Annotated in this window: 19 protein-coding genes; 2 read left to right on the forward strand and 17 right to left on the reverse strand. The window is 55.9% G+C overall.

Going from position 1 to position 24531, the window contains the following annotated elements; genetic code table 11:
* Nucleotides 1-2475, reverse strand: a complete 2475-nt coding sequence (locus ACFQZG_RS04565) for a glycoside hydrolase family 38 N-terminal domain-containing protein (RefSeq protein WP_378150326.1) — start codon at nt 2473-2475, stop codon at nt 1-3.
* 164 nt (nt 2476-2639) lie between these two features.
* Here ACFQZG_RS04565 and ACFQZG_RS04570 point away from each other — a divergent pair, with 164 nt between their 5' ends.
* Complete coding sequence (locus tag ACFQZG_RS04570) at nt 2640-3563, forward strand: AraC family transcriptional regulator (protein WP_378150328.1); 924 nt, start codon at nt 2640-2642, stop codon at nt 3561-3563.
* A gap of 7 nt (nt 3564-3570) precedes the next feature.
* Here ACFQZG_RS04570 and ACFQZG_RS04575 read toward each other — a convergent pair whose 3' ends face one another.
* The 12 genes from ACFQZG_RS04575 to ACFQZG_RS04630 all read right to left on the reverse strand — a co-directional run bounded on the left by ACFQZG_RS04575 (nt 3571) and on the right by ACFQZG_RS04630 (nt 15226).
* Nucleotides 3571-4707, reverse strand: coding sequence for a Gfo/Idh/MocA family protein (locus tag ACFQZG_RS04575; RefSeq protein WP_378150330.1), 1137 nt, complete (start codon nt 4705-4707; stop codon nt 3571-3573).
* 21 nt (nt 4708-4728) lie between these two features.
* Complete coding sequence (locus tag ACFQZG_RS04580; protein WP_378150331.1) at nt 4729-5271, reverse strand: SGNH/GDSL hydrolase family protein; 543 nt, start codon at nt 5269-5271, stop codon at nt 4729-4731.
* 16 nt (nt 5272-5287) lie between these two features.
* On the reverse strand, nt 5288-5827 hold the full coding sequence (locus ACFQZG_RS04585; RefSeq protein ID WP_378150333.1) for an SGNH/GDSL hydrolase N-terminal domain-containing protein: 540 nt from the start codon (nt 5825-5827) through the stop codon (nt 5288-5290).
* Between the two features lie 14 nt (nt 5828-5841).
* Nucleotides 5842-6852 carry a Gfo/Idh/MocA family protein gene (locus tag ACFQZG_RS04590; protein ID WP_378150335.1) on the reverse strand — a complete coding sequence of 337 codons (1011 nt, stop codon included), beginning with the start codon at nt 6850-6852 and terminating at the stop codon, nt 5842-5844.
* The gene (locus ACFQZG_RS04595) at nt 6842-7846 is read right to left on the reverse strand and encodes an N-acetylglucosamine kinase (protein ID WP_378150337.1); all 1005 of its coding nucleotides are present in this window, start codon (nt 7844-7846) and stop codon (nt 6842-6844) included. Before ACFQZG_RS04595 ends, ACFQZG_RS04590 begins: the two co-directional genes overlap by 11 nt.
* Entirely contained in the window at nt 7836-8714 is an 879-nt protein-coding gene (locus ACFQZG_RS04600; protein WP_378150338.1) for a sugar phosphate isomerase/epimerase family protein, read from the reverse strand. Before ACFQZG_RS04600 ends, ACFQZG_RS04595 begins: the two co-directional genes overlap by 11 nt.
* Nucleotides 8715-8730: 16 nt before the next feature.
* On the reverse strand, nt 8731-9873 hold the full coding sequence (locus ACFQZG_RS04605; protein WP_378150339.1) for a GNAT family N-acetyltransferase: 1143 nt from the start codon (nt 9871-9873) through the stop codon (nt 8731-8733).
* Between the two features lie 2 nt (nt 9874-9875).
* The gene (locus tag ACFQZG_RS04610; protein ID WP_378150341.1) at nt 9876-10850 is read right to left on the reverse strand and encodes a Gfo/Idh/MocA family protein; all 975 of its coding nucleotides are present in this window, start codon (nt 10848-10850) and stop codon (nt 9876-9878) included.
* Between the two features lie 25 nt (nt 10851-10875).
* Nucleotides 10876-11703 (reverse strand): sugar phosphate isomerase/epimerase family protein, encoded by an 828-nt coding sequence (locus ACFQZG_RS04615; protein WP_378150342.1) that lies wholly within the window; start codon nt 11701-11703, stop codon nt 10876-10878.
* 88 nt (nt 11704-11791) lie between these two features.
* Nucleotides 11792-13405 carry an extracellular solute-binding protein gene (locus tag ACFQZG_RS04620; protein WP_378150344.1) on the reverse strand — a complete coding sequence of 538 codons (1614 nt, stop codon included), beginning with the start codon at nt 13403-13405 and terminating at the stop codon, nt 11792-11794.
* Between the two features lie 63 nt (nt 13406-13468).
* A complete protein-coding gene (locus tag ACFQZG_RS04625) occupies nt 13469-14350 on the reverse strand; it encodes a carbohydrate ABC transporter permease (protein WP_378150345.1) in 882 nt (293 codons plus the stop codon).
* Between the two features lie 24 nt (nt 14351-14374).
* Nucleotides 14375-15226 carry an ABC transporter permease gene (locus ACFQZG_RS04630; RefSeq protein ID WP_378150441.1) on the reverse strand — a complete coding sequence of 284 codons (852 nt, stop codon included), beginning with the start codon at nt 15224-15226 and terminating at the stop codon, nt 14375-14377.
* A gap of 267 nt (nt 15227-15493) precedes the next feature.
* On the opposite strand from ACFQZG_RS04630, the gene ACFQZG_RS04635 reads away from it, so the two are divergent.
* A complete protein-coding gene (locus ACFQZG_RS04635) occupies nt 15494-17731 on the forward strand; it encodes a helix-turn-helix domain-containing protein (RefSeq protein ID WP_378150347.1) in 2238 nt (745 codons plus the stop codon).
* Between the two features lie 37 nt (nt 17732-17768).
* Here ACFQZG_RS04635 and ACFQZG_RS04640 read toward each other — a convergent pair whose 3' ends face one another.
* The 4 genes from ACFQZG_RS04640 to ACFQZG_RS04655 form a co-directional block, all read right to left on the reverse strand.
* On the reverse strand, nt 17769-18734 hold the full coding sequence (locus ACFQZG_RS04640) for an aldo/keto reductase (protein WP_378150349.1): 966 nt from the start codon (nt 18732-18734) through the stop codon (nt 17769-17771).
* A gap of 28 nt (nt 18735-18762) precedes the next feature.
* Nucleotides 18763-19980 (reverse strand): Gfo/Idh/MocA family protein, encoded by a 1218-nt coding sequence (locus ACFQZG_RS04645; protein ID WP_378150350.1) that lies wholly within the window; start codon nt 19978-19980, stop codon nt 18763-18765.
* A gap of 287 nt (nt 19981-20267) precedes the next feature.
* Complete coding sequence (locus ACFQZG_RS04650; protein ID WP_378150351.1) at nt 20268-20591, reverse strand: hypothetical protein; 324 nt, start codon at nt 20589-20591, stop codon at nt 20268-20270.
* 142 nt (nt 20592-20733) lie between these two features.
* Entirely contained in the window at nt 20734-24249 is a 3516-nt protein-coding gene (locus ACFQZG_RS04655; protein WP_378150353.1) for an LAGLIDADG family homing endonuclease, read from the reverse strand.
* Nucleotides 24250-24531 lie beyond the last annotated feature (282 nt).

Below are 24531 nucleotides of genomic sequence, written 5' to 3' on the forward strand. Positions count from 1 at the left end.
TTATCGTTCCAGCAGCGGAATTTCGACGACGGCATCCGTCGCCGTGTCCCAGCGGAACGTCTTGATCTCGAAGCCTTGCAGCGCGACCGGCACGCGCGAGCCGCCTGCGGTCGCGATCGCCGTGCTTCGGGCGATGCCCGTCGGTTCGAACAGCCGGAGAACGAAGGCGTCTCCGCGTTGTTCCCGCTTGAAAGCCGTCAATTGCACGACGTCGTCTTCCAATGAGATCGGCGTTCCCGGCGCCTTGCCGCTTCCCGATGGGAAGAACGACAGCACGAACGGCTTCTCCCCGCGCGCGGCCGCCTCCCGGTCGATCGCTTCGAACCGTTGCCGCGCCGTTCCCGACGCGTTCAGCCAGAACCTATATTGCCGTTCGCCCTGATCGATTCTCGGCAGGAACCGGTCTTGCGGCACGAGCGGCCGTTCGCCGATCGGATGGGCGCAATAAGCCGGCGACCGCAGCAGCGTCATGCGGATTTCCCCTTGCGCGCAATCGGAGCCGTACACGCCGTCGTTAATGACGGTGAGGGCCCGCTTGCCGTCGGTCGCGGCGACCCAGCGCTGCGCGACCGCTTCGTTGCCGTTATGCGGCAGCTCCGCGACGCCGTACATCGTCTGGCCGCGGTAACCGGCGTCCGGTCCGAGCAGCGTCGGCAGCGACCACTTGAGCATCTTGTCCTTCTCGTTCCAGAAGACGCGCACATGGATCTCGATCTCCGTCCCTTGCTTCGGCAGCTTGTACGTCTGCACGAGGCGGGAGTCGCGGTAGAAGAACACCGCTTCGACGACCGTGCGCACGTCGCCGTCTTCGATGATGCGCACCGACGGCAGCAAAGCCCCGCCGACGCCGGAGAAGTCGGTGCCTTGCCCCGGCGGCATAAGCTGGAACCGACCCAGCACGTCGCGGAACGCGTCGACGTCCATGCGCCACGGGTCCCCGTTGTCGTTCACGACGATCGGCAAGCAAGCTTCCGGCGCGAGCATGGAGACGCCGTCGACCGCGTACTCGTCGAGCAGCCCCGTCGTCGCGTTAACGGTAACGCGCAGCCGGTCCGTCCGGAATTCAAGCTTGCCGTCGCGTACGGCCAGCGCCGGCTTCGGCTTCTCCGGCAACGTCTCGATGCGGCAGTCGAATCGGGTCATCGTCATCGGCGGCAGCTCCGCTTCGAACGTCACCTTTTTCCGCCAGTCGAGGTTCAGATTGCTGTCTTCTTTCTCCGGCTGGGAAGGCAGGCGCGCGCCGTCCTTGTAGACGACCGGCAGCGAGAATTCTTCCTTCCAGTTCTGATCCTCGAGCATGAATTCGCACTCCCAGACGCCGCGAACCGAATAAGGGTGCGGATTATACGCCAATATCGGATATTCGCCCGGAGCCGCGACCGGCTGTCCGGCAGCCAGCGCGAAGAAGGCGCGCGCCTTCAGCCGGCTCAAGATTTCAAGACCGTGATCGAGCCCGCGAAGGGACGTATCCTCGACGCTTTGCACGGAGGAGCCCGGCAGAATATCGTGGAACTGGCTCGTCAACAAGTCTTGCTGCGCGGCCTGCAGATCGTCGTGCGGATAAGCGAGCAACCGCTCGGCCGCCGCGGCCGATAGCATCTTCTCCGTCATGAACAGCTCGTTCTCGAGCTTGCGGTGCTTCTGCTTGATGCGGATTTGGGACGTGTAGCAGCCGACGAATCGCGGATTCAGGTCGCCCTCGAACGACGGGAGGTTGCGCGTCTTGGCCAGTTCGGCGAAATACGCTTCCGCCGTGGAATGCGCGATGTCGAAGCTATCGGTTTGCCCGGCAAGCTCGGCGATCAGGTTCAGATCGATGCGGGACGGTCCGCCGCCGTGGTTGCCGACGCCCCAGAGCACGAGTCCGGTCGGCTCCTCCGCGTTATTGGACAGCCATTCTTTGATTTTATCCGCGGACTTGCCGAGCAATGAGTTGTACCCGCCCCAAATTTTGTGCGCCATGACGGAGCTGCCGTTGAAGCCTTTCCACACGAAATCCTGCGCAGGCAGCGTCATGCCGTCCGGCCTCATGAACAAGTACGAGTCGTAGCCCGCCTGATTCATAATCTGCACGAGTCCTTGGGAGTGGCCGAACGGATCGAAGTTGATCGCCGTCGTCGGCTCTTCGTAGTCGCCGAACTTGTCCCGAAAGTACGTCCGTCCCGCCATAATCTGACGAACGATCGATTCGCCGGACGGCATGTTGCAATCCGGCTGCAAGTACCATCCGCCCATGATGCGCCACTTGCCGGCCGCGACCAACTTGCGAATCCGCTCGAACAGCTCCGGCTCGTATTCCTCGACCCACTGGTACAGAATGACCTCGTTATGGTTGAAAATATAGCCTTCGAATTCCTCGCAAAAATCGGCCGCCGCGCGGAACGTAGATACCGCGGCCGCCGCTCCCTCCTCCCACTGCCATTGCCATACCGGGTCCAGGTGCGCGTTGCTGAGCAAATGCAATTTTTTCTTCACGTGATCTGCATCCTTTCGGGATTCGAATTGCTTCCATTGTGGCATAGGGGGCAACGGGCGGGAATTGCGCGGAATGATCGAAATTTGCACGATAATGATCCGTTAGGCAGGAAGAGCGCCGTCCGACGAAGAATATAGCGGACAATGACGAGGGAGGGATGTACGTGCGACTGCTGGAACTGAAGGCCCAGACGACTTTTCTAACGCATCATGCGTGCCGCTTCCTCACGATGAACGACGTCGCCGTCGAGTGGATCGATATTTTGTTCGAGAACGCGGCGGGCGCGTCGTATTGTCCGCCCCATTCGCACGATTGGTACGAGTTCAACTACGTCGTGCAAGGGAGAATGGACATCGCGTTCGAGAACGGGCGCATGCTGACGATGGAAGCCGGCACCTATGTCTGGATTCCGCCGGGCGCCGTCCATTCCCATCGGTATCGGCCCGACGACCCGCACGAAGGCTTGTGCCTGAGATGGCGCATGACGCGCAGGACGGAGGGAGATACGGCGCCGAAGCGAACGGACGAAATCGCGGTTTACGAGAAATTGAAGCGGTTGAACGCCGGAACGCCGGCGCCGCTCATGGACGAGATCGGGCTCGGGGGTCGGTTGGAAGAGCTGCTCTCGGCATCCGAGGCGGGGGAACAAGCGATTATCGTGCAAATGTGCTTTCTCCGGTTTTTACTGCGACTCTCCGAATCGGCCATCCCCTCTACCCCGTTCGGCGGACCGGCGGACAAGTCGGCGATGACGATCGGCAGACGGGTCGATATATTCCTGAACGACCTCCAGGACAGACCACTCGACGTGAAGGCGCTAGCTGCCTCCATGCACCTAAGCTACGCCCACGTCGCCAGGGCATACAAGCGGCAGACCGGCATGACGATTATCGAACGGATGACGGAGATTAAGCTCGGCAAAGCCGCGGAGCTGCTGCTGCAGGAAGACTCGCCGTTAACCGAGATCGCCGAACGGACGGGTTTCGCGAGCCTCTATTATTTCAGTCGCCAATTCAAGGCAAGATACGGCGTAAGCCCTTCCCACTATCGCAGGAAGGGCTTACAGCACTCTCTTATGGACAAGTAACCGATCGTTACGATTCTTGGCTGATCCGGCCATCCGGCTGTCGCGTCGCTTTGCGAACCAACCGATGGAATCCTTCGGTCGTATACCAGGGATCATCCTTGCCGATCGGCAGCTTAACGGCCGTATCCAGCGTCGCCGCCTTATAGATGGCGGTAACCGCCTCCACCGTACGGCGTACCGACTGCCCTCCCGTCACCGGCTCCCGGCCCTCTCGAATGGCTTCGAACAAGTCCTCGATCGGACCTTCGAAGCCGTCCAACCCCGGCTTGATTTCCTCCGCCCGTCTCGACAGTTCATCCGCCGCCTCGCGGTCCTCGACCGGGAAGCCGCTCGCCTTCTCCTTCGCGGCGGCGATTTCGAACGGAAAACAACCCACCATGCTCGTCTTGCCCGACAATTCCAGCCGACTTCCGCTAATCGGGAAAGTCGTCGTACAGACGAACTCTCCGATCGTTCCGCGGCGGAACTTAAGCAGCGCCAAGTTGACGTCGTCCGTCTCGATGTTATGCGCCAGCGTACCGGCCTCCGCTTTGACGCTTTCAAGGTCGCCGAGAATCCAGAGCATGACATCCAGCGTATGAATACCCAAGTTCATGAGCGTACCGCCGCGCTCCCGCTCCCAGGTTCCGCGCCACGCTTTGTTGTAATAGGCGTCTCCCCGCCAATGATGGTTGGCTCCCCTTGCGTACACGATGGGACCGAGCGCATCCGTCTCGACGAGATGCCGGGCGCGGCGAACATCCTCCTCGCAACGGGTTTGCAGCATCACGCCTAGCTTCATCCCGTAACGTTGCGCCGCTTCAAGCATGCGGTCGCATTCCTCTAAGGAAGATGCGAAGGGCTTCTCGCACATGACGTGCTTGCCCGCCGCAAGCGCCGCGATGACCAGGTCCTCCCTGGCGAAGGGAGGCGTGCAAATCGATACGACGTCGATGTCGTCCCTCTTCAGCAGGTCCGCGTAATGTCCGTACGACGTCCCTTCGATGCCGTTACCGATCAGCAATTGCCTCGCGTTCGCCTCCGTCAGGTCCGCGGCCGCGACGATCTCGCATTGCTCACCGAGTCGCCGATAAGCTTGTACGTGCATACTGGAAATTGTCCCTGCACCTATGATGCCTATTCTGAATTTACGGTTCACCAGCATTGCACTCTCCTTAACGGGTAATTAACCGAGGATATCGGCCAAGATCGGAGTCAGCCGATCGGCCATGCGTTGGAAGCCAAGATCCGTTGGGTGCGAGCCGTCGACGGTGCATTCCGGGAAATCGCGACCGAACAACTCGCCTCCGTCGTAGAAATAGACGTTAGCGTCGCCTGCCTGCCGAAGCTCCTCTACCGCTCGCGCCTGAACGGCCAGCCGAGCCGATCGCGCTTCGCGATGATCGGCATGGAAAGTATCGGAACTCATTCGAGGTTGCGACAAGACAACGATAGGCACGATCGGATGTTTCTCGCGATAGATTCGAATGAAAGCAGGCAACGTCCGTTCCATATGAGCCGGCGAAGGATTGTTCGCTTCATAGTCGAGGATGAGGCACGCTGGACGTTCGATTTGTCCGATAAGCCGTGCCAGCTCCGGCTCTCCCTTGCCGTTGCCGGAGAATCCAAGATTGATGAACTCGTTCGGAAATCTGCGGCTCAGGATGTTGGAATAGGCCATGCCCGGGCGATTGGCGCAACCCCCTTGCGTGATCGAGGTACCGTACAATATGATTCTGCCGGCATCACTTGAGTACGGCGATATATCGACGTCGGCGTCCGCGTCTAATCCGATCTCGATGCTCCGTACTACTTTGGTATAAGGGGAGATTCAGGACGATATCCCGCATCTCCGACGTTAATCCCTTCATGAGGGAACATTCGTAACGGTCCTTCAGACGATCGAACCTGGTCGTGCCGCCGAAGCGAAGCTCGCCGTTCGTTCCGACGTAGCAATCGATGCCGCATTCCGCCACGGCCGTCATATGGTCCGCCGAAGGAGGCGCGCCCAGAACGACGCGAACCGACAAGCGGGAAGAATTCGTGCGGAACCGGATCTGTCCGCCCGCGCAATGAGAGGCAAGCTCCTCTATGGCGGGCGGAATCGGATAGTCCGGGTTCGCGGGAAGCCTACGATACTGCTTCTCTTGATCGTACCAAGCGAAGCCGACGATGCGGAACGGCTCCTCCTTGGGAGATAACCAACGCAAGCCGTCTGCCGGGCTGCTATCGATCCGCATGTTCTCGTCCAGCTCGCCGAGCGGCGTCTGTCTTGCTTCGGACATTGAATTTCCTCTCCTTAATGCGGCAAGACGACTTTAGCGCCCGTCGCTATCGATTCATCGATGGCGAAAGATACTTCCATGGACTTATAAGCATCGAAGAAATCGCATTTCGTCGTACGATCGTAGCGGATCGCATCCACGAAATCATTGATTTCCGCTTGAAACGGGTGATGGCTCACGTCGCCGCTATCCGGCAGTTGCGTCGGTATATCGGCATAATCCGTCTGTCCGGGGAACTTATGGGAGAACAACTTGTTATTCAACATCGTGCCTTTCTCTCCAAGCAAGTGAACGTTGAATTTATAGGTCGTCTTGCATTCGAGCGAAGACGAAACCTTGCCTAATCCGCCGTTCTTCAGACGGCAAATCGCCAAGGCGTTCGGATCGAATCCGTACTCGGAATGGTCCCATGTCTTGCTTCCGTAGGCGAACACTTCGACAACGTCGCCGGCGAAATAACGCAACGCATCGACGGCATGGCAGCCTGCGGACAGAATGCTGCTTCCTCCGAGAGCCTTGCCGCTGCTCCATCGGTACTGCGCGTATTGCGGACCTACGTGGTGCCAATAATCGATTTGCGCCATATGAATACGCCCGAGCGCATCGTCCTCGATAAGCGCTTTGGTCATATTGAAGGCGGGGTTCCAGCGAAGCACGAAGCTGGCGACCGTCTTCACCGGAGTTCTAGCGATCGCTTCGGCCATCTCTCCCATGCTGGCCGGGTCGAGCGCAAGCGGTTTCTCCAATACGAGATGCTTGCCTTCCCTTGCCGCCATAATAGCCTGACTTGGGCGAACATCGGGAGTAGAGCACAGGATGACGGCATCGATGAGAGGATTCTTAACCATATCCTCGAAGTCGTCGTACACGCGAGCCTCCACCCCCAGTTCCTTCAGCTTCCGTACGGCTCTCTCTCGGTTCTTCGAATATACGGCGGTCAATTCCGCTCCCTCGTTAGAGAGAATCGCTTGGAAATATTGACCCGCAACCCAACCCGTCCCCGCGATCGCGAATTTAATCGTCATTGTTGCCCATTCCTTCCTTCATGCCTAGATTCCGATAGACGCTATCGTCGACCGGGAGTCGGAGCCGATCCATCGCAAGCAAGACGGAGCCGATGACCGGCTCGACTTCGGGTAGACGGATACGCGCGTTCGGATGATCGTCCATTACGATCTGCTTCAGCTTGGCGAGCAGATGGGGGCTTCTTCCCTTCTGCAGAACGCTGCCGATCAAGACGACCGGAACTTCTTCAACGCCTTGCGGTTCCAGACGATGAAGGACCGCCGACGCAGCCAGCCCCAATTCCCTGCCCATATTCTCGAGCAGACGAATGGCGACGCGGTCTCCCTTCATCGCCGCTTCGTGTACGATAATCGTCAACTCGGGGGGTACTCGATCTATCCCATTATTCAAATAATGATCAACCATCGTCTGCACGTCTTCGAAGCCGTGCGCTTTCGGTACCGCGACCGTCAGCAACGACGGCTCCTCCCTGCCTTCCCAGGAACGAATCGCCGCTTGGAAGGTCTGTCGGGCTAACCAATTCCCGCCCGCATAGTCCCCGAAGAAGCTGCCGAAGCCGCCGACTTGATGCAGCTTGCCGCGTCCGTCTCTTCCGGCCGCGTTCGTGCCGAAGCCGCAGATGACGACGGCGCCCGTACCGTCATGACTCCCGGTTCTTAGACCGCCCAGCGTGTCGCATACGACTTCGAAGCTTCGGAAGGGCAGCGCCGCGAGCGCGGGAATAAGAATCTCGAAGTCTTCTTGGCGATCGGCACTGGCTAAGGCGTATTGGACGCCGGCGATGTCTCCCTCGGTTAGGCCCGCCTCCGCCAATGCATCGTCGACCGCTCGCTTAATGTTCGCGACCGCTTCGCCGATTCCGCTTCGTACGTAATTGCTGCCCGCCGCCGTCCCTTGGCCTAACCTATGACCTCGTGCGTCGGCGACCACGGCTTTCGTCTTGCTTCCTCCGCCGTCAACGCCGACCAGATAGACGTTATCGTTAGTAACCATTCGTATATCCCCCGCGAATCTCAGCCTCGATTCGTCTCGCATTGGACAAGCCTAGCCTCGTGGCCTTCAAGCAATCTTCCAATCCTTCGAATTCTATCGTAACGAAGCCATCATAGCCCGATGCAATCAATTGTCGGATGACCTCCTGCATATCGATGTCCCCATGGCCGACGATCGCGCCGCGCAGCCAAGACCCGCCCGAAGACGCGAACCATCCTTCCCCCGGATAGCGGGAGGGTGGTCTGACGTAGAAGTCTTTGAGGTGAACGATCGAAGCCAGTCGCAAATTATCGTTCAAGGCCATGACCGGATTCTCATCCGCGCACAGGTAGTTGCCTACGTCCAGAGTAAGCCGGAAATTCTCTCTGCCTACTTCGTGAATCAACCATTGCACGCGATCCGTCCCTTGAAGGTAGTAACCGTGATTCTCCAAGCTCGTCACGATCCCGAAGGCCGATGCATAATCCGCTATCTCGCGGCATGCGCGCGCGAATACGGGGATATCCGTAACGAGGTTCGCGATATACGGCTTCTCGCGCCGACCGACGTCATGGCGCATCCTCTTAACGCCTAGTCTTCTCGCGATATCGACATGATCCATTACTCGCCGAATTTCACGGTCTAAGTCTTCTTCCGAATCGCATAGGAAGTTAGCGCCGATCGCATAATTCGAGATCGCGATTCCCGCCTCGTCGGCTGCCTCGCGAATTCGTTCCGGCATTCGCTCCGGATCGAAATCGAAGCTCGAAGGAACGATCTCGATGTGCTCTCCCCCATTGTCCGCAACCCAGCGAATCGCTTCGTAGATCGTCATCTTGCCTTCTCTTAGATAGGGAGCCAAACTATAGGAACTCACGCCCAGCTTCATTGATCCAATGCCTCCCTTATACGAAACCCAACCCGTTCGGATTCGGAAGCGGCACCGGCAAGCATCGCCTCATCCAGTCTCCCGGATCGATAGGACTATCGATAGACGCGGGTTGCTCCGGCGAGAATAAGAGCCGTACGAACGACTGACCCGTCATTCGGTATTCCCTGCCTTCCGACTTCATAACGACGTTGCGTTCGTTATCGTAGTACGCATGCAGGTCGCTCGGAACCGGGCCATGCTCCCGTTCCCAGTAAGGCCGCAGCTGATTAAGCAGCCGTCCCGGATCGACGACGTGAATGGTGCCAGGGATTGCCGCCTTTACCGAATACGGAACTTCCAGCTCCTGCAGCAGCTCTTCCTCGAACCAGGACACGCCGATGACGCACCTATCGATCGCGTATCTATGAATCGCCTCCGCCAACAATTGGACCACCGTCTCGGCGGAACCGGACCATTCGATCGCTTCCGACGTCCCCTTCGTCTCGTTCGAGAGCGCCACGGCGCATACGAGCCACCCCGTCATCTTGCCTTCCCGCTCGGCGATCAGAACCCGATGGATCCTCTTGCTCGTGCTGGCGAGCGACGCCGCTTCGACAAGATTGGCGATGTCCCATACGCTATATTCGAACGAAACCGTCCTCTTGGCGGAAAGGCGGTGCATTTCCAACCAATCGTACGGGCTCATCTCCCTGACCGTGCAGGAACGGGACTCGGCGGTTCCCCGCTTCTTCGCCCACTGACCGTCAAGCTCGGCGTACGCGATTTGCCCGTAACGGTAACAGCCGGCTCTCTCGTATAAGGGCCGATCTCCGGATACGAAGATGAGGGAGGCATTGCTCAGATTCGCATGCGATAGGGCCTTCTCCAGGATTTGACCCGCGAATCCTTTGCCTCGCGCTTGCTCCGCGGTGCACACTTGACCGATCTTGAAAGCCGAGAGCGTAGCCGAATGAACGTTCACCGTCGTCGGCACGAGGCCCATGAACGTAACGAGCTCGCCGTCCTCGAAGACGCCGTAAGATTGCGATAGCGCGGACGAGAACGAATGCGGATACGAGTGCTGAACCGACGGCCTCCTTCCCTTGCGGAATACGTGGTCGGCCAATCGAATCGCTTCGGAAAACTCTTCCGGTCGGACAAGACGGATCTCTTCCATCGCTACCACCCCTGCGTGAGCGACACGGGCTGCCCGGTTCTCATCGACTCGTTCGCGCCCAGAGTCACTTCCAGCGTTTTCATCGCCTCTTCGTAGGATGCAAGGACGAGTCCGCGATCTTGCCGAATAATCGCTTGAATCAACGCCTCGTCCTGCTCCTTGTAGAAGTCGGCGGAGCTTTCGTAGACGATCGTTCTGTCTTTCTCCGTTATCGTAACCGTCGTACCCTCTAGCCTTAGGAAGAACCCGTCGCCTGCGATCTCCAAATCCGAACGCCCCGCGGGCTGCGGAATGAACGACGTCATGAGCTGGCCGATCGCGCCGGACTCCAGCACGAAGCTAACCGCGGTCACGTCGGGAATCGAGATGTTCGGGACATGATCGTTCAGGAGCAGCGCCGAGTCGCTGTACACTTTGGTCACGTCGCCGGCCAAATACCGGATCATATCCACGGTGTGCGTCGTCATTTCAACCAGTTGACCGCCGGACTTGCTCATCTCTCTCCACCAAGGAGCCTGGACCAACCCGCTGAAGCGCTGCGCCCTGACCGTCGCGATTTGCTTGTCTTGCAAATACTCCCGTGCTTTCCTAAGCGACTCCATGTAACGCAGGCAATATCCTGTCGATACGATCGCGTTCGATTGGCGGAAGCGCTCCGCTTTCCGGCGAACGGTGTCCATATCCAGTCCGACCGGCTTCTCGATCAGTAAGTGCACCCCTCGCTCCGCGGCCAGTTCTTCGATCGGACCATGAGCGAAAGGAGGGACGCAAATGAACAGAACATCCGGATTCGTCTTATTCAGCAGCTCGACCGCGTCCTCGAATGCCGGAATCCCGTACTCGGCGCCTGCTTGCTCGGCATTGTCCTTCACGACGTCGCAGATGCCGACGAGCTGCGCTTCCCGAAGCTCGCTAACGATTTTCAAATGAAGCTTGGCGATTCCGCCCGCTCCGACCACTCCCACTTTAATCCCCATAAGTGAAACCCTCTCTCCGCGATAGTTACGGCTTGCGCCCAAGAATGACCTCCAGCTGCGAGGAGATATCATAGATCGATTGATCGGGATCCGTCTTGTAGGCGGATAATTCCGCGCTTACCGCGTTGTCGTACCCGATCTCCCGCAGCGTGGATCTGACCTCGGTCCAATTCACGTCGCCGGACAACAACGGTACGAATCCGTCGTAATAGCCGACCGACACGCGGAAGTCCTTCACGTGTACTCTGCGAATTCGTTGTCCCAGAATTCTGATCCATTGCTCGGGATAGCCGAATTGCAACACGTTCCCTACGTCGAAATAAGCGCCGATCGCGGGCGAATCCAATTCGTCGATATAACGGGCGAACTCCAGCGGAGATAACAGAAATTTATTCCACACGTTCTCGATGGCGATGCATACTCCGCTCGCTTCCGCGAGAGGTAACAAGGCGCGGAGCTCTCTTTGGCTTCGCTCGTAACATTCGTCGTACGAGGTGACCTCGTTCACCCTTCCGGGCACGACGAGAATCGTATCCGCCCCTAATGCGCTTGCCAGCCGAATTTGTTGCTCGACGACTTTGCGCCCTTGCGCCCTTGTCGCTTCATCCGCGGACGAGAGCTGATATTTGCCTAGCAACCCCGTCGATAGGCTCGTAAGCTTGATTCCTTTACGATCGGCCGACTGTTTGATAGCGCGGGCGTCTTCGGCCGTCGATTGCATCGTCAAGCCGACCGGATCCGATTCGCTCACGTTCAGCTCGACGCTCTCGATCCCTGCCTTGCCGCACACGTCGAACATATGCTCAAGCGAGGTCCCTTCCGGGAAGCACCATTGATTGATTCCTTTCAGCATTTCGTCTCTCTCCCTTGAAGGACGCCCACGCGGGCGAATAGGATCAAAAATGGGGGGATCGCTCCCCCCATCCCCGGTCGTTGCCGGGCTATTTCCATTCCGGAGTAATGTTGTTCTCGGACAACAGCTTGTTGACGTCGTCGATGGCGGCTTGACCGCCCTTGCTCAGAAACTCGGAGACCGCTTTATCCCAATCCGAGATCGGCTCGTCGCCCAGAATCATCTTCGTATGGTGTACGTTCATGATGCTAAGCAACTCGGCTTCCTTCTCCGACCATAGCTTGGAATGGATGCTATTGATCGGATCCACGTAGAACTTAATATTCTTCAACGTATCGATCGTCGATTGCGTAAACTTGTTGGCCAACGGCTGCGGGGTCAGCTTGCCCAGCTCCGTCGCTTCGTCGGTCGGAGCCCAACCTCTGCGAAGAATATACGTGTTCGGACTTAAGCCCATTTGCGCTTCGTCGGGAACCGGCGTACCATCGACCATGTTGTAGCCTTTGCCCTCCAAGCCGTTCTGCCAGTTGAACTCGGTATTCGAAGGAATGCGTTGGTCTACGGGAATGAAAGTCTGGAAGTAATCGTACATGCCTAATATTCTTTCTACCTTCTCCGGCTCGTCGGCCAGCTTGGCGTTAAGCGAGATCAGCTCGTAATACCCTCTGCTGCCCGTGAAGCCTTGGTTTCCGTCGGGTTGCTTGAATGGAGGAATCATGACGACCTCCGCGCCCGGCACGGCATCTTGCAGCGTCTGGAACAGGCTTTGATTGTCGCCGGGCTGCTCGTACCAAATGCCGATCTTCCCCGCATAGAAGTCTTTGCGCACGTCCTTGTAATTCGTTACGGCCCAATCCTTCGGAATGGCGCTCTCTTGGTAGAGATCGCGCAACAGCTGGACCTGCTCCTTGAAGCCTTGAGAGATAACGCCAGGGATCAATTGCCCTTGTTCGTTGCGATGGGACCACGACGTATCCCAGTAGGTACCCATCCAAGCGCCGAACACGAAGTCTTTGCCGATGCCCAGACCGAGCGTGTCGTTCTTGCCGTTCTTGTCCGGATCGTCCTTCGTGAACGCGATGGCGACCTTCTTGAGCTCCTCGTAATTGGTCGGCATCGCAAGGCCGAGATTGTCAAGCCAGTCCTTGCGAATGACCGGCTTCTTCCCGTATTTGAAGGAGAAATATTGCGGGATGCCGTATATTTTGCCGTCGACGCTCATCGCTTCCCAGACGCTGTCCGGAACGAGCTTGAACGTCTCGAATTTATCCACGTAATCGTTCAAGGGCATAAACGCGCCTTGCTCGGCCCATTTCACGAAGTTCGTATCCGCATAGGATTGACCGATGACGTCGGGCAGATCGCCGGCCGCCATGACGACCGGCAGCTTCGCGTCGTACTCCTCGAACGGAACGAGCTGCGGCTTGAAATCGATGTTGAACCTCTCGCTAATCATCTTGGAGCCTACGTCGTCCGGCTGAGGAATCGGCGCTTCCCAAGTCCCCTTGATCAGACTAACCTCGAATTTCTCTCCGGCTTGCGGCGACTCGGACGCTGCCGGCTCGGATGCGGACGGGCTGGCGGATACCTCCGGGCTTGGCGCTTCCGACGACGATGCCTCATTGTCGTTGTTCGAGGCGCAAGCCGACAATACCGTACCGAGCAGGAGACAAGCTAATAGACCGGACATCTGTTTTTTCATGCGAAACCCTCCTTGAATAAGTATATTCATGCGTTTCGGGTGTCTGAGAATCTTCTAAGCTGCCTAACCCTTGACCGATCCTAGCATCACCCCTTTCGCGAAATGCTTTTGAAGGAAAGGGTAGACTAGCAGAATCGGTAACGTCGCGACGATGATGGCCGCCATTCCGATCGTCTCGGCCGGGGGACTACTCCCGTCGAGAAAGTCCCGGGCGGCGCTTGTTAACGCGCTGGCATCGTTCAGAACGACGAGCTGCCTTAAGACGACTTGCACCGTCCATTTCGACGGATCGTTCAAGTACAGAATCGCCGAGAAGTAAGTGTTCCAGTGATTGACCGCATAGAACAGCCCGAACGCGGCGAGTGCCGGTTTAGACAACGGAAGGATAATGCTGCGGAAAATTTGCAATTCGTTCGCGCCGTCGATATGAGCGGCTTCGCTCATCTCGCTGGGAATGCCCAGGAAGAACTGCCGCATGACGATCAGATTGAACGGGTTGATCGCGACCGGAAGAATGAGCGACCAGAAGCTGTCGATTAGACCTGTGTTTTTGACGACCAGATAAGTAGGAATCAAGCCCGCGCCGAACAGGAACGAGAACAACACGAGCATGAGCATGAGCTTCTGTCCGGCGATATTCCTCGACAATGCGTAGGCCATCGTCGCGGTCATGGCCAGATTGACCAAGCTCCCGAGTCCGGTCACATACAGAGTCACCCCGATGGAGCGAATAAATTCCTTGGATCCCAGAATGAAATGGTAAGAATCCATCACCCATTGCTTCGGCCATAACAGAAGATCGGATTGCACGTACTCGCTATAAGGAGCGAAAGAAACGACGAGGATATAATAGAAAGGGAAAATCATGGTGATAGCGAGCAGCAGCAATAGAACCGCATTGATGGATTCTCCGACGATCTCCGCCCAAGTTCTCTGATTGCGCAAGAGGAATGCTCCTTCCTAAGTTTACTAGAATACGCCCGGTTCTCCGAATTTCTTGGCTAATTTGTTCGCGGAGAGGATGAGAAGCAAGCCGATAAACCCTTTGAACAATCCGACGGCCGCCCCGAAGCTGAAGTCCGATTGTTGGATCCCCTTGAAGTAGACGTAAGTATCCAGAACATTGCCGACTTCCATCGTCAGCGGGTTCAGCATTAAGAAAATTTGTTCGAATCCGCTATCCAGAACATGGCCGAGCCTTAAGATGAACAGAATAACGATCGTGCTTCTTAACGCCGGGAGCGTAATATGCCAGATGCGCCTCCAACGGCCCGCCCCGTCGACGATCGCCGCTTCGTACAAGCTCGGATTGACGCCAGCCAACGCGGCGAGGAAGATGATCGTTCCCCAGCCGGCTTCCTTCCAGATGACCTCCAGCAAGATGATGGGCATGAACCAGCCCGGCGACTGCAGGAAGGGAATGGAATCCATTCCGAATAACAGGTGCGTCAATTTGTTGATCAAGCCTTCGCTTCTAAGGAAGACGTTGGCGATGCCGATTACGATGACCCATGACAGGAAATGCGGCAAGTAGATGACGGACTGGATGATCCGCTTGTACGATTGTTTTCTTACCTCGTTTAACATTAAGGAAAGGACAATGGAAGCCGGGAAAGCGAATACGATTTGCAGCAGGGATAGGTACAAGGTGTTCCATAACACGCGGACGACTTCGACCTCTTCGAATATTTTGTTGAAATGCTTGAGACCCACCCAGTCGCTATGGAAGAAGCCGAGGAAAGGACTGAAATCCTGGAAAGCGATAATGTTGCCGAAAAAGGGAACGTACCGATATACGATGAAGTAGAGGATTCCCGGCATGGCGAGAAGAAATAAAAATCTCTGATTCCATATCCGATTCAATGCGGTCCGGTTCAATGCGGCGTGCTCCTTTCGATCGGTGGCTGATGTTGCTCCTCGAATGTCTTGGACTCATCGTAAGGGGTACGCGCCCGTCCCGTATATCGCCGGTATGTACGATCGTTCTCTCGAAGTTGGATTATCGAACAAATGATGAACAAACCAACAAATTGCATAATGACTTCTAGTCGGAATCGACATATATTCGATATAGAGGTGACCGTCGCGATGCGAATTTCATTCAAGGCAAGATCCATGTCCTTCTGGCTTCTCATGAGTTTTTTCTCGATCATCTCGCTTCTGATTCTGTTCATCCTGTACACGCTCGGTTACTTTCGCGGACAAGTAAAAGAACAAATCATTAAGTACAATGACTTGTTCTTGTCCAATACGGTCCAAACTTACGAGAACCGATTCCAGCTCATTATCGACTCGACGCTTAACTTTTCCTTTAACGAGAACATTCCGCAGAAAGCGAGTTCGGACTTCGACTATTTGCAAGCCGCGCGGCTCCAAGGCGATATATTGAAGTTTCTCGAGAACAAATCGTTGTTCCTTGACAATTTGTTGGTCTATTACAATAAGAGGGATTTAGTGCTGGAGAAAGTACGGGGGAAGACGCCGGATCGATTATTCGGAGAATACTTGGTCAGCGAACGATATCCCGCCTCGTTCTGGACATCCCTATCGAGAGACAATCTGAAGTATCGCCTATATCCCATTGCCGATTTCAGCGAACTCGACGTGAACGAGAAGAAGCTTAGCACGAAGGTTTTATTGCCGCTCACGGTACATAACGCCATGCTCCCGGACATCGATATTACGGCCATGCTCGACGTTCAAGCGATGCGTCAGGTCGACACGCTGCCGGCAGACAACATCTTCTATATTATGGATGACCGGCAGCAGCCTTTGTATTATTCCCAAGCGTTCGATGCGAGTAAAATTCCCGAGCTGCAAGGCCGAACCAACTTCCAAAAACTCGGAGACCACTACTTCTTCTCCAAGAAGGGTTCCTTCTCCGGGTTTACCTACTTGTACATCATCCCGGCGAACAGCATCACCTTGCAATACAAATGGAAGCTGAACTTCGTTTCCTTGCTCGCGCTGACGATCCTCATCAGCGTGCTTGCATCGTTCTATTTCCGCAAGAAACTCAACCAGCCCCTGCAGCGCATGATCGATTCCTTAAACGCGTCGCATGCCGTTCATTCCCGCTACAGCTATATCGATGAATACAACGTGCTTCACAACCGAATGCAGGACATGAAACAAACGAACGATATGTATCATCATGATCTATCCGAGAAAAATTCGTTGCTGCAGTATTATTCGTACATTAATAAGGTCAAGAAGATCAATGATCCGCTCGTAAGCATGAAGGTGTTCGTAGAAGAGAAGTACCCTTACCGCCTCGTGTTGTTCCGATTTTATTTCAAAAGCAAGCTGGAAGAGGATTTCGACGTAGAAGGCCCCCGCGCGGCGTTCTATATCAGGGAGTTCATTAACAATACGGTGTCGCAAGCTTATGCCGAGTCACTAACCTTCCAGGTGGAGAAAGATCAAATCTTGTGTTTGATCGTAGGCGATTACCCGGAGTCGGAAATGAGCAGAACGATCGTCTCGATCAAGGAAGTACTCGATCTGGACCGCGCTTACTTCTTCTCCACGATCGTGATCGGGGAACCGATCCATCGTTCTTCGGAGCTCAATCGCGCCTATGAGAACAACTTGATCCTGGCGGACAATCGCGTCTACGACGACCAGACGCAATTGATCGTTCATTCGGCGAACGTTAAAGAGAACGCTCCGCTTGCTCTTGCTTTAACGGCCACGCAGGAGAACGAATGGGACGTCAACATCAAGAGCGGAAATCCCGCGATTCCGATCGACCTGTTGACTCGCAAATTAAGTTACGCGCGCAAGAACGGTATCCGCGCCTTGATCGTCGTCGATTTCGCCGATGCCCTGCTTAATCGAACCAAAAAGACGCTTGCATCGCTGCAAGCGGATACGGCGATTATAGAAACGGCGAGAGAACAACTCTCCGAATGTTATACTTACGAGCGGCTGCAGGATATTCTCTCCGCCTGCATTCGAGCCGGCGCAGAACAAATTCAGCTCGCCAAGGGGCAGAAAGACCCCACGACGGATTATATTTGCAATTACTTGGAGCAGCATTACGACGAAGAGGTTACGATGGACTTATTCGCGGACAAGCTGAACATGTCGCGGAGCTATCTATCCACCTACTTCAAGGAAAAGACGGGCATCAATTATTTGGATTACTTGAATCAGATCCGGACGGATAAGGCGAAGGGCTTGCTTGCGAATACGAACTCGCGAATACAAGATATCGCCTTGAAGGTCGGTTATAACAATATCAATTCCTTCAATCGGATGTTCAAGAAATATACCGGGTTAACGCCTAACGAATTCAGGCAAACGAACAAGGGGAGCGATTAGCTCCCCTTGTCGTTCGTATAGCATTGAAATTCGCTCGTTAAACCGTCATAATGGCTTCCATTCGGCTAACGGTTTCGGCGGACAAAGCGATGCCGGATGCCCTTATGTTCTCGTCAAGCTGCGTCACGCTCGATGCTCCGACGATACAGCTCGTTACCTCGGGATGGCTTAACGTCCATGCCAACGTCAGCTGGGTCAACGACACTCGTTCCTCCTCGGCGATTTCCCCAAGTTGTTCAATCCGGCTCAACACTTCCTCGGACAACCAAGCGCTTAACTCTCGCTTCACCTTACCCTTGCCTAGCGATAGTCTGACCGATTCCGTCTCCTCGGCTTTGCCCGGCCTATACTTACCTGTCAGGACGCCTTGGGCGAGCGGCGAATAGATCAGATGACCGATGCCGCGGCTCGCTCCATACGGCATCACTTCGTTCTCCAATCGTCGGTCAAGCAGATGGTATTGCTGTTGATTGGATACGATCGGATGAAGACCGTATCGCTCCGTCGTATGGACGCTATCCTGAACTTGGCCCAGATCGGGGAATTCGTGGCTTATGCCGTAATACAGGATTTTGCCCGCGCGAACCAAATCGTCCAACGTGCGCAACGTTTCGTCCATCGACGTCTCCGGATCGATCCGATGACATTGGTAGAGATCGATATACTCAAGCCCCAGCCGCTTCAGGCTGGCGTCGCACGAATCCCGGATATGCTTGCGCGATAGACCGCTCCCGTTAGCGTGAGGCGCGGTAATCGAGCATACCTTCGTTCCGACGACAAAAGAATCGCGAGAGTACTTCCGTAAGATCGAACCGATGAACCGTTCCGCTTGACCGCTCTCGTAGTTGTCGGAAGTATCATAATAATTAACGCCGGATTCATAGGCGAAGTCGATCAGCTTCTCGGCCTCCGCGCGATCCACGGAATGGCCGAAAGATCTCCAGCTACCCAGGCTGATCTCGCTGAGCTTGACGCCGCTATTCCCTAGTCTGCGATATTGCATCTTGATCTCTCCTCGCGATAAGGTTGCATTAAGCTTCGGTCAATAGCTGCTGGACCGAGATGAACTGCTTGCTTGCGATCGATCGATTGGCCGAGATTCCGATCAGGATCGATTGCGCGCCGTCCCAAGAACCGGCCTGCTGCCGCAGCGGATCCGCCACGTCGCCGCGGAACAGCATTCGCAACAGTCTTTCATCCCCGCCGCCATGCACGCCTTGCACTTGCGGCACGTGATGGACCGTTACTTCGCCTTGCCGGTCGTACACGCGAATCTGCTTACCGCTTCCGGGAGCGAGCGGGTCCTCGTAATCCTCGGCCTCGATTCGTCCGTTCACCCCGTTAATCGCGACCTTCCACCCCTCATAAGGTGCATGCGCATCGAGAGAATACGTTAATTGCGCCCCCTTGGCATATTTCAAGAGAACCGACATCGTATCGTAGGTCGTAATATTGTCGCCGAATACGCATTGATCCCGATAATAGCCGTCCACATGCTCCGCATTGACGTATAATCCGCGAAGATCCTCGTCCTTGGAAATATCCTTGTAAAATTCGCAGGTTGCCGTATAGGCGCATGTCGAGCACCGTTCGCCGCGTTCCTGTCGAGTAGGTCCATAGAACTTCGTGGAACCGAACGCGAACACTTCGTCGGGCACGTCATCCACCCACCAATTGATCATGTCGAAATGATGCGTGGACTTGTGCACGAGCAGACCGCCGCCATATTCCATATGACGGTGCCACCTGCGGAAATAATCGGCCCCGTGATCGGTATCGAGCGTATATTCCAGATTAACGCTTAGAATATCGCCGATCGCGCCGCTAACGATCAATTCCTTCACCCGGCGCACGTAGGGAATGAACCTGACGTTAAAGGTCACCGTTACCTTCCGTCCCGTTTCTTGTTCCGCTGCCAGTATCGCGCGGCATTTCTCGTCGTCCGTCGTCATCGGCTTCTCCGATATCACGTCGCAGCCGGCTCGAAGCGATCGAATAATATATTCGTGGTGGGTGCTGTCGATCGTCGTGACGATAACCGTGTCTGCTCCGCTGCGAGCCAACATGTCGTCGAAGTCGTCGTACACGGGAACTCCCCCGCATTTCTCGCTCACGTATTCGGCCCTTACCCGATTCGGATCGCAGACGCCGACGAATTCCGCGACATCCGAGAACTTCTCGTGCAATGGCTTGGCGAACATCGTATATCCCCGGTGGCCCGTGCCGATCAATGCATATTTTTTACGCATCGCTTATTTCCCCCGTTATCGATGATGATTTGCTTTGTAATTAGGTATAGTAATCGATTGCTGTATTAAGTTAAACAAACGGCCCAGACACTCTCAAGTTAATGTCCGGACCGCATTATCCGCAGCATACCGGATAACGTTATACCGCGATTATAGATCAGCACCGGAGATATAGCAATCGATTTCTTCAACATGAAAGGCAATAACTCCAACCACGGAACCGAGAACGAAAAAGAGCTTGCATGAACATCCATGCAAGCTTCTAAGATAATATAGCGAATGATTCCTTACGTCTTCGACAACCGACTCTTAAGCATATGAATATCCCGATCGTGCTCGGCCGTCTTATTCGTTAAATAGGATAAGGTGTCGTTAGAAGGAAGCCATTGTTGCTCGAAACGATCTTGACGTTCGTCCAGCTTGTCGATTCGTTCGTCCATCTTGTCGAATCGTACATCCAGCTTGTCGAATCGTTCATCCAGCCTATCGACTCTCGAATTCATCGCCTTCATATCCGATCGCATCTCATGCTGCTCGCTGATCACCTTGCCCACCATCCCGATCAACTGCCCTAGCATATCTTCCATTCTCTGCAATCGTTCCTCCGACAAAGACGTCCCCCTCCTTGCGATTCTTGACAACCTCATTTTATCAAAAATGTGTTCTCGTATAAATTGATGTCAACAAAATGCGAAAATAACGAGATCCCCCGTCACAACAGAAGATAAGCCCTCCGTCGCTGGAGGGCTTATCTTAGTTACACTTGCTATACCCGCAATTTCCGCAAGTCTTGCACCCCTCGACGTTCAGCAGCGACGCCGAGCCGCAGGAAGGGCACAAGTCCTTCGACGTGTACGCGCTCGCGCTCTTCGGCTTGTCGGCCAATGCATTGTACGGCTCAGACGAAGCGGATGTCTCGTATACAGCCGCATGCTCATCCGGCATTCCAGCGTGTTGCTCGAGCGCTTTGGCCACCGCGTCGGCAATCGATTCCACGCGATTCGGGCCGAAGCCGACCGCGCCGGAACCGCCGATGCCCTTGAGATGCTTCACGAGCAACTGAACCTTGTCGCCGTGGTCGCCGTACCGGAGGAACAGCGAGCAGACGCGGCCGAGCGCTTCCGCCATCGCGAACACGTCGGAGCCGGCTTTGCCGACGTTGAGGAAGATCTCGCCCGGCGTGCCGTCGATGTCGTTGACCGTGATATAAGCCATGCCGAACGGCGTGTTGTACTTATACGTCGCGCCTCGAAGCACCTTCGGACGGGACTTGTATTGCTTATCGAACGTCTGCCGCTGCGCCGGCGTGACGGATACGTTCAGCGACGCGCCGAGGGCGTTCGCCGATGCCGCTTCCGCAGGCGTCGCCGCGGTCGGGGCTTCGGCTGCAGGAGCTTCGGCTTTATTCTCGTCCTTCGCCGTGCTCAGTACTTGCACGTCGCGGCTGCCGTCGCGGTAGATCGTGACGCCCTTGCAGCCGAGCTCGAACGCGAGCTCGTACAGCTCGGCGGTCTCTTCCACCGTGAAGTCCGCCGGGCAATTCGCCGTCTTCGAGATCGAGCTGTCGACCCAACGCTGGATCGCGGCTTGCGCGCGGATATGGTCCTTCGCGGACAGATCCATCGCCGTAACGAACCAATCCGGAAGCTCTTCGCCCGGATGCGCGCCCTTCCACTCCTGCGCGATCGGCACCAATTGCTTATCGAAGCCGAGACGGCTCTGGCGGAAGAATTCGAACGCGAAGTACGGCTCGATGCCGGTGGACGTGCCGACCATCGTGCCCGTGGAGCCCGTAGGCGCCTGGGTGATGACCGTAACGTTGCGCATGCCGCGCTTCTTCACCGCTTCGCCGACTTCCGGATACGTCTCGACCATGTTCTTCATGAAGCCGGATTGCAGGAACGGCTCCGCTTCGAATGCTTCGAACGAGCCCTTCTCCGCCGCGATCTCCGTGGATGCGAGGTAAGCTTCTCGAGCCATGAAGCCGTACAGCTTGTCGAGGAACGCGAGGCTCTCCGGACTTCCGTAGCGGACTTCCAAGCGGATCATCAATTCGGCCAGCCCCATCGTGCCGAGTCCGATGCGGCGCTCGTTCTTCTGGTTGCGCTCGTTCTCCGGGAAGTGGTAAGGCGTCGTATCGATGACGTTGTCCAAGAAGCGCGTCGAATAACGGACGACCTTGGCCAATTCGTCCCAAGCGACGTCATGCTTCTCCTCGTCGTAGAACTTGGACAGGTTGATCGCGGACAGGTTGCATACGCCCCAAGCCGGCAGTCCTTGCTCGCCGCAGTTGTGCACGACGAGTCCGCTTGCGATCAACGAATGGGTCATCGGCTCCGTGATGTCATATACCGTAATCGTTTCGCCCGGCGTAACGCTTGCGACTTTGGAGATGAACTTCTCCGATTTGCGGGAAACACGCGTAATTCTCTCCAATGCCTCTTGCTTCCGATGGACGTACTTGAAGCCGATCTCTTCCTTGAATACGACGATGTTGTTGCCGGACAAAATCAGCTCGAAGAACGGTTGGCTTTCATACGTACGGTGCTCGCCGTCCGCGGTCGTATACTCGAACAGCGCCTGATTGCTCTTGGCACGTGCGTAGATGGAACCATGAATGCCGTAATTCAGCAGCAACAGCTGAACGCCTTGCAATAACTTCTTCGACGTTGAGCCTAATCGTACGGTGCGATGCATCGCGTCTTTGTCGTATACCGTCCCGTCCGCGCTGAAGAGTCCTTGCAAGAATGCCGTAACCGTGGCCTTGGATGCCGTAAATATCGCTTCCGGCACCTCTTTCTCGGGATCGCGATTTAAACGCAAACCTAACGACGCTCCCCATTGTTCGCCGAGTTCGTCCGTATCGGCGAATCTTCCTTCGCCGGATTGAACGTATACGGCATCTTCCTCCGTGAGATACTGCGCTTCCTTCCAGCCGTTGTTCGTATAGATACGATGATCGGCCGTTACTTTGAGTTCCATCCCGTTGCGCAGGGCAACGGTGACCGTCGGTTTGACGCCTGTCGGATAAACGGTGGCGGATCGCATATGCACGCCGGGTACCTCGTAGGAACGCCCGCCGACGACGCGGGCCTGTTCCGCCAATCGGGCATCCGTACCGACATAGAACGATTCGCTTCCCATCTTCTTATACAAATCTTCTATGCGAATCAAGCCGAATTCGGTCGTGATTCGGGTATCCGGGTGGAAGCACGGGTTCGTGCAGATGATCGGGTTGAAGTACCAGCTGTTGGACATCTGATTGTAGTATTCCATGAAGACGACGCCCGGTTCGGCCGACTTCCACGCGCTCTCGATAATCGTCTTCCAGACGTCGCGCGCGCGAACGGTGCGGTAGTGAACGACGTTCTTGCCTTGACTTCTCCACTTGTCCAGGTCGCCGTCCCACAGCTCGTTGTATGCCGGATCCTTGGTATCCGGGAAGACGAGATCCCACTCCAAGTCTTCCTTGACGGCTTTCATGAAGCCGTTGCTGACGCAGACGGACAAGTTCGCGTTCGTCACTTGGCCCATCGTCTGCTTGACCGTGATGAAGTCGAGCACGTCCGGATGCCAGTCGTTGATCATCATCATTAAGGCGCCTCGCCTTGAACCACCCTGCTCGATCAACCCCGTCGTATAGCTGAACAAGCCGCCCCACGACACGGCGCCGCTGGACGTGCCGTTCACGCCTTTGACGATGGCCCGGCGCGGACGCAGCGAGCTCAGGTTGATGCCCACGCCGCCGCCGCGAGCCATGATCTCGGTCATCTCGGTCAGCGTCTCCATGATGCCGCCGCGACTGTCCCGCGGAGACGGGATCACGTAGCAGTTGAACAGCGTCAGCTCGTCGCTCGCGTCAGCGCCGGCCGCGATCCGGCCGCCCGGCACGAGCTTCCAGTCGTCGAGAACCCAGCGGAACTTATCTGCCCATTCCCGCTGCTTCTCCGGCGTCGACTCGACGCGCGACATCGCGCCGGCGAGGCGGGTCCACATCTCTTCCGGCGTCTTCTCGATCGATAACGTCAGCTTCTCGACCGTGGACTGAACGAGCTCCCCGTTGCGCAGCTTGACGGTAACGTTGTCTCCGTCCCGGCTTACGACTTCCCCTACGTCCTTGGCGGGAAACTTCGGATCGTCCTTCGTCAGCACGAGGACGACGTCGCCAACTTGCGCATGGCTCGGATCGGCGTTTTTCCTCGCGTACCGATCCAAGAAGATTTTCTCGCTCAATCCTTCCAACCGGTCGTTCGTCTTCGCGTTTCCCAATTCCGGTGCACCCTCTCCGAAAAGTAGTCGATAATAGCGTAAGACAAAGCTCGCAACCCGATTCGCATATGTACAATCGTCAATATATTGTGTTCATTAACCATTATATTATACCACATATGGTATTTCCATAGGACATTGCTCATGAATCGAGAACTCCTTTGTTTTGAATAAGGGACGAAAGACCATACTAAGGATTGACTGCCATCCGCCTGCGTTACGCGGCACCTTAGGAGGAATGTTCCTTGCAATCGTCCGAGCCTGCCTTGGAAGCGAATTATA

This window comes from Cohnella sp. GCM10027633 (assembly GCF_042675445.1).
Lineage (GTDB): Bacteria > Bacillota > Bacilli > Paenibacillales > Paenibacillaceae > Cohnella.

Coding starts and splice junctions, on each gene's coding strand:
- ACFQZG_RS04635 (WP_378150347.1), top strand. CDS start 15,494: ATGCGAATTTCATTCAAGGCAAGATCCATGTCCTTCTGGCTTCTCATG.
- ACFQZG_RS04600 (WP_378150338.1), bottom strand. CDS start 8,714: ATGAAGCTGGGCGTGAGTTCCTATAGTTTGGCTCCCTATCTAAGAGAA.
- ACFQZG_RS04605 (WP_378150339.1), bottom strand. CDS start 9,873: ATGGAAGAGATCCGTCTTGTCCGACCGGAAGAGTTTTCCGAAGCGATT.
- ACFQZG_RS04575 (WP_378150330.1), bottom strand. CDS start 4,707: ATGCTGGTGAACCGTAAATTCAGAATAGGCATCATAGGTGCAGGGACA.
- ACFQZG_RS04610 (WP_378150341.1), bottom strand. CDS start 10,850: ATGGGGATTAAAGTGGGAGTGGTCGGAGCGGGCGGAATCGCCAAGCTT.
- ACFQZG_RS04595 (WP_378150337.1), bottom strand. CDS start 7,846: ATGGTTACTAACGATAACGTCTATCTGGTCGGCGTTGACGGCGGAGGA.
- ACFQZG_RS04630 (WP_378150441.1), bottom strand. CDS start 15,226: ATGCCGGGAATCCTCTACTTCATCGTATATCGGTACGTTCCCTTTTTC.
- ACFQZG_RS04645 (WP_378150350.1), bottom strand. CDS start 19,980: ATGCGTAAAAAATATGCATTGATCGGCACGGGCCACCGGGGATATACG.
- ACFQZG_RS04640 (WP_378150349.1), bottom strand. CDS start 18,734: ATGCAATATCGCAGACTAGGGAATAGCGGCGTCAAGCTCAGCGAGATC.
- ACFQZG_RS04615 (WP_378150342.1), bottom strand. CDS start 11,703: ATGCTGAAAGGAATCAATCAATGGTGCTTCCCGGAAGGGACCTCGCTT.
- ACFQZG_RS04590 (WP_378150335.1), bottom strand. CDS start 6,852: ATGACGATTAAATTCGCGATCGCGGGGACGGGTTGGGTTGCGGGTCAA.
- ACFQZG_RS04585 (WP_378150333.1), bottom strand. CDS start 5,827: ATGTCCGAAGCAAGACAGACGCCGCTCGGCGAGCTGGACGAGAACATG.
- ACFQZG_RS04620 (WP_378150344.1), bottom strand. CDS start 13,405: ATGAAAAAACAGATGTCCGGTCTATTAGCTTGTCTCCTGCTCGGTACG.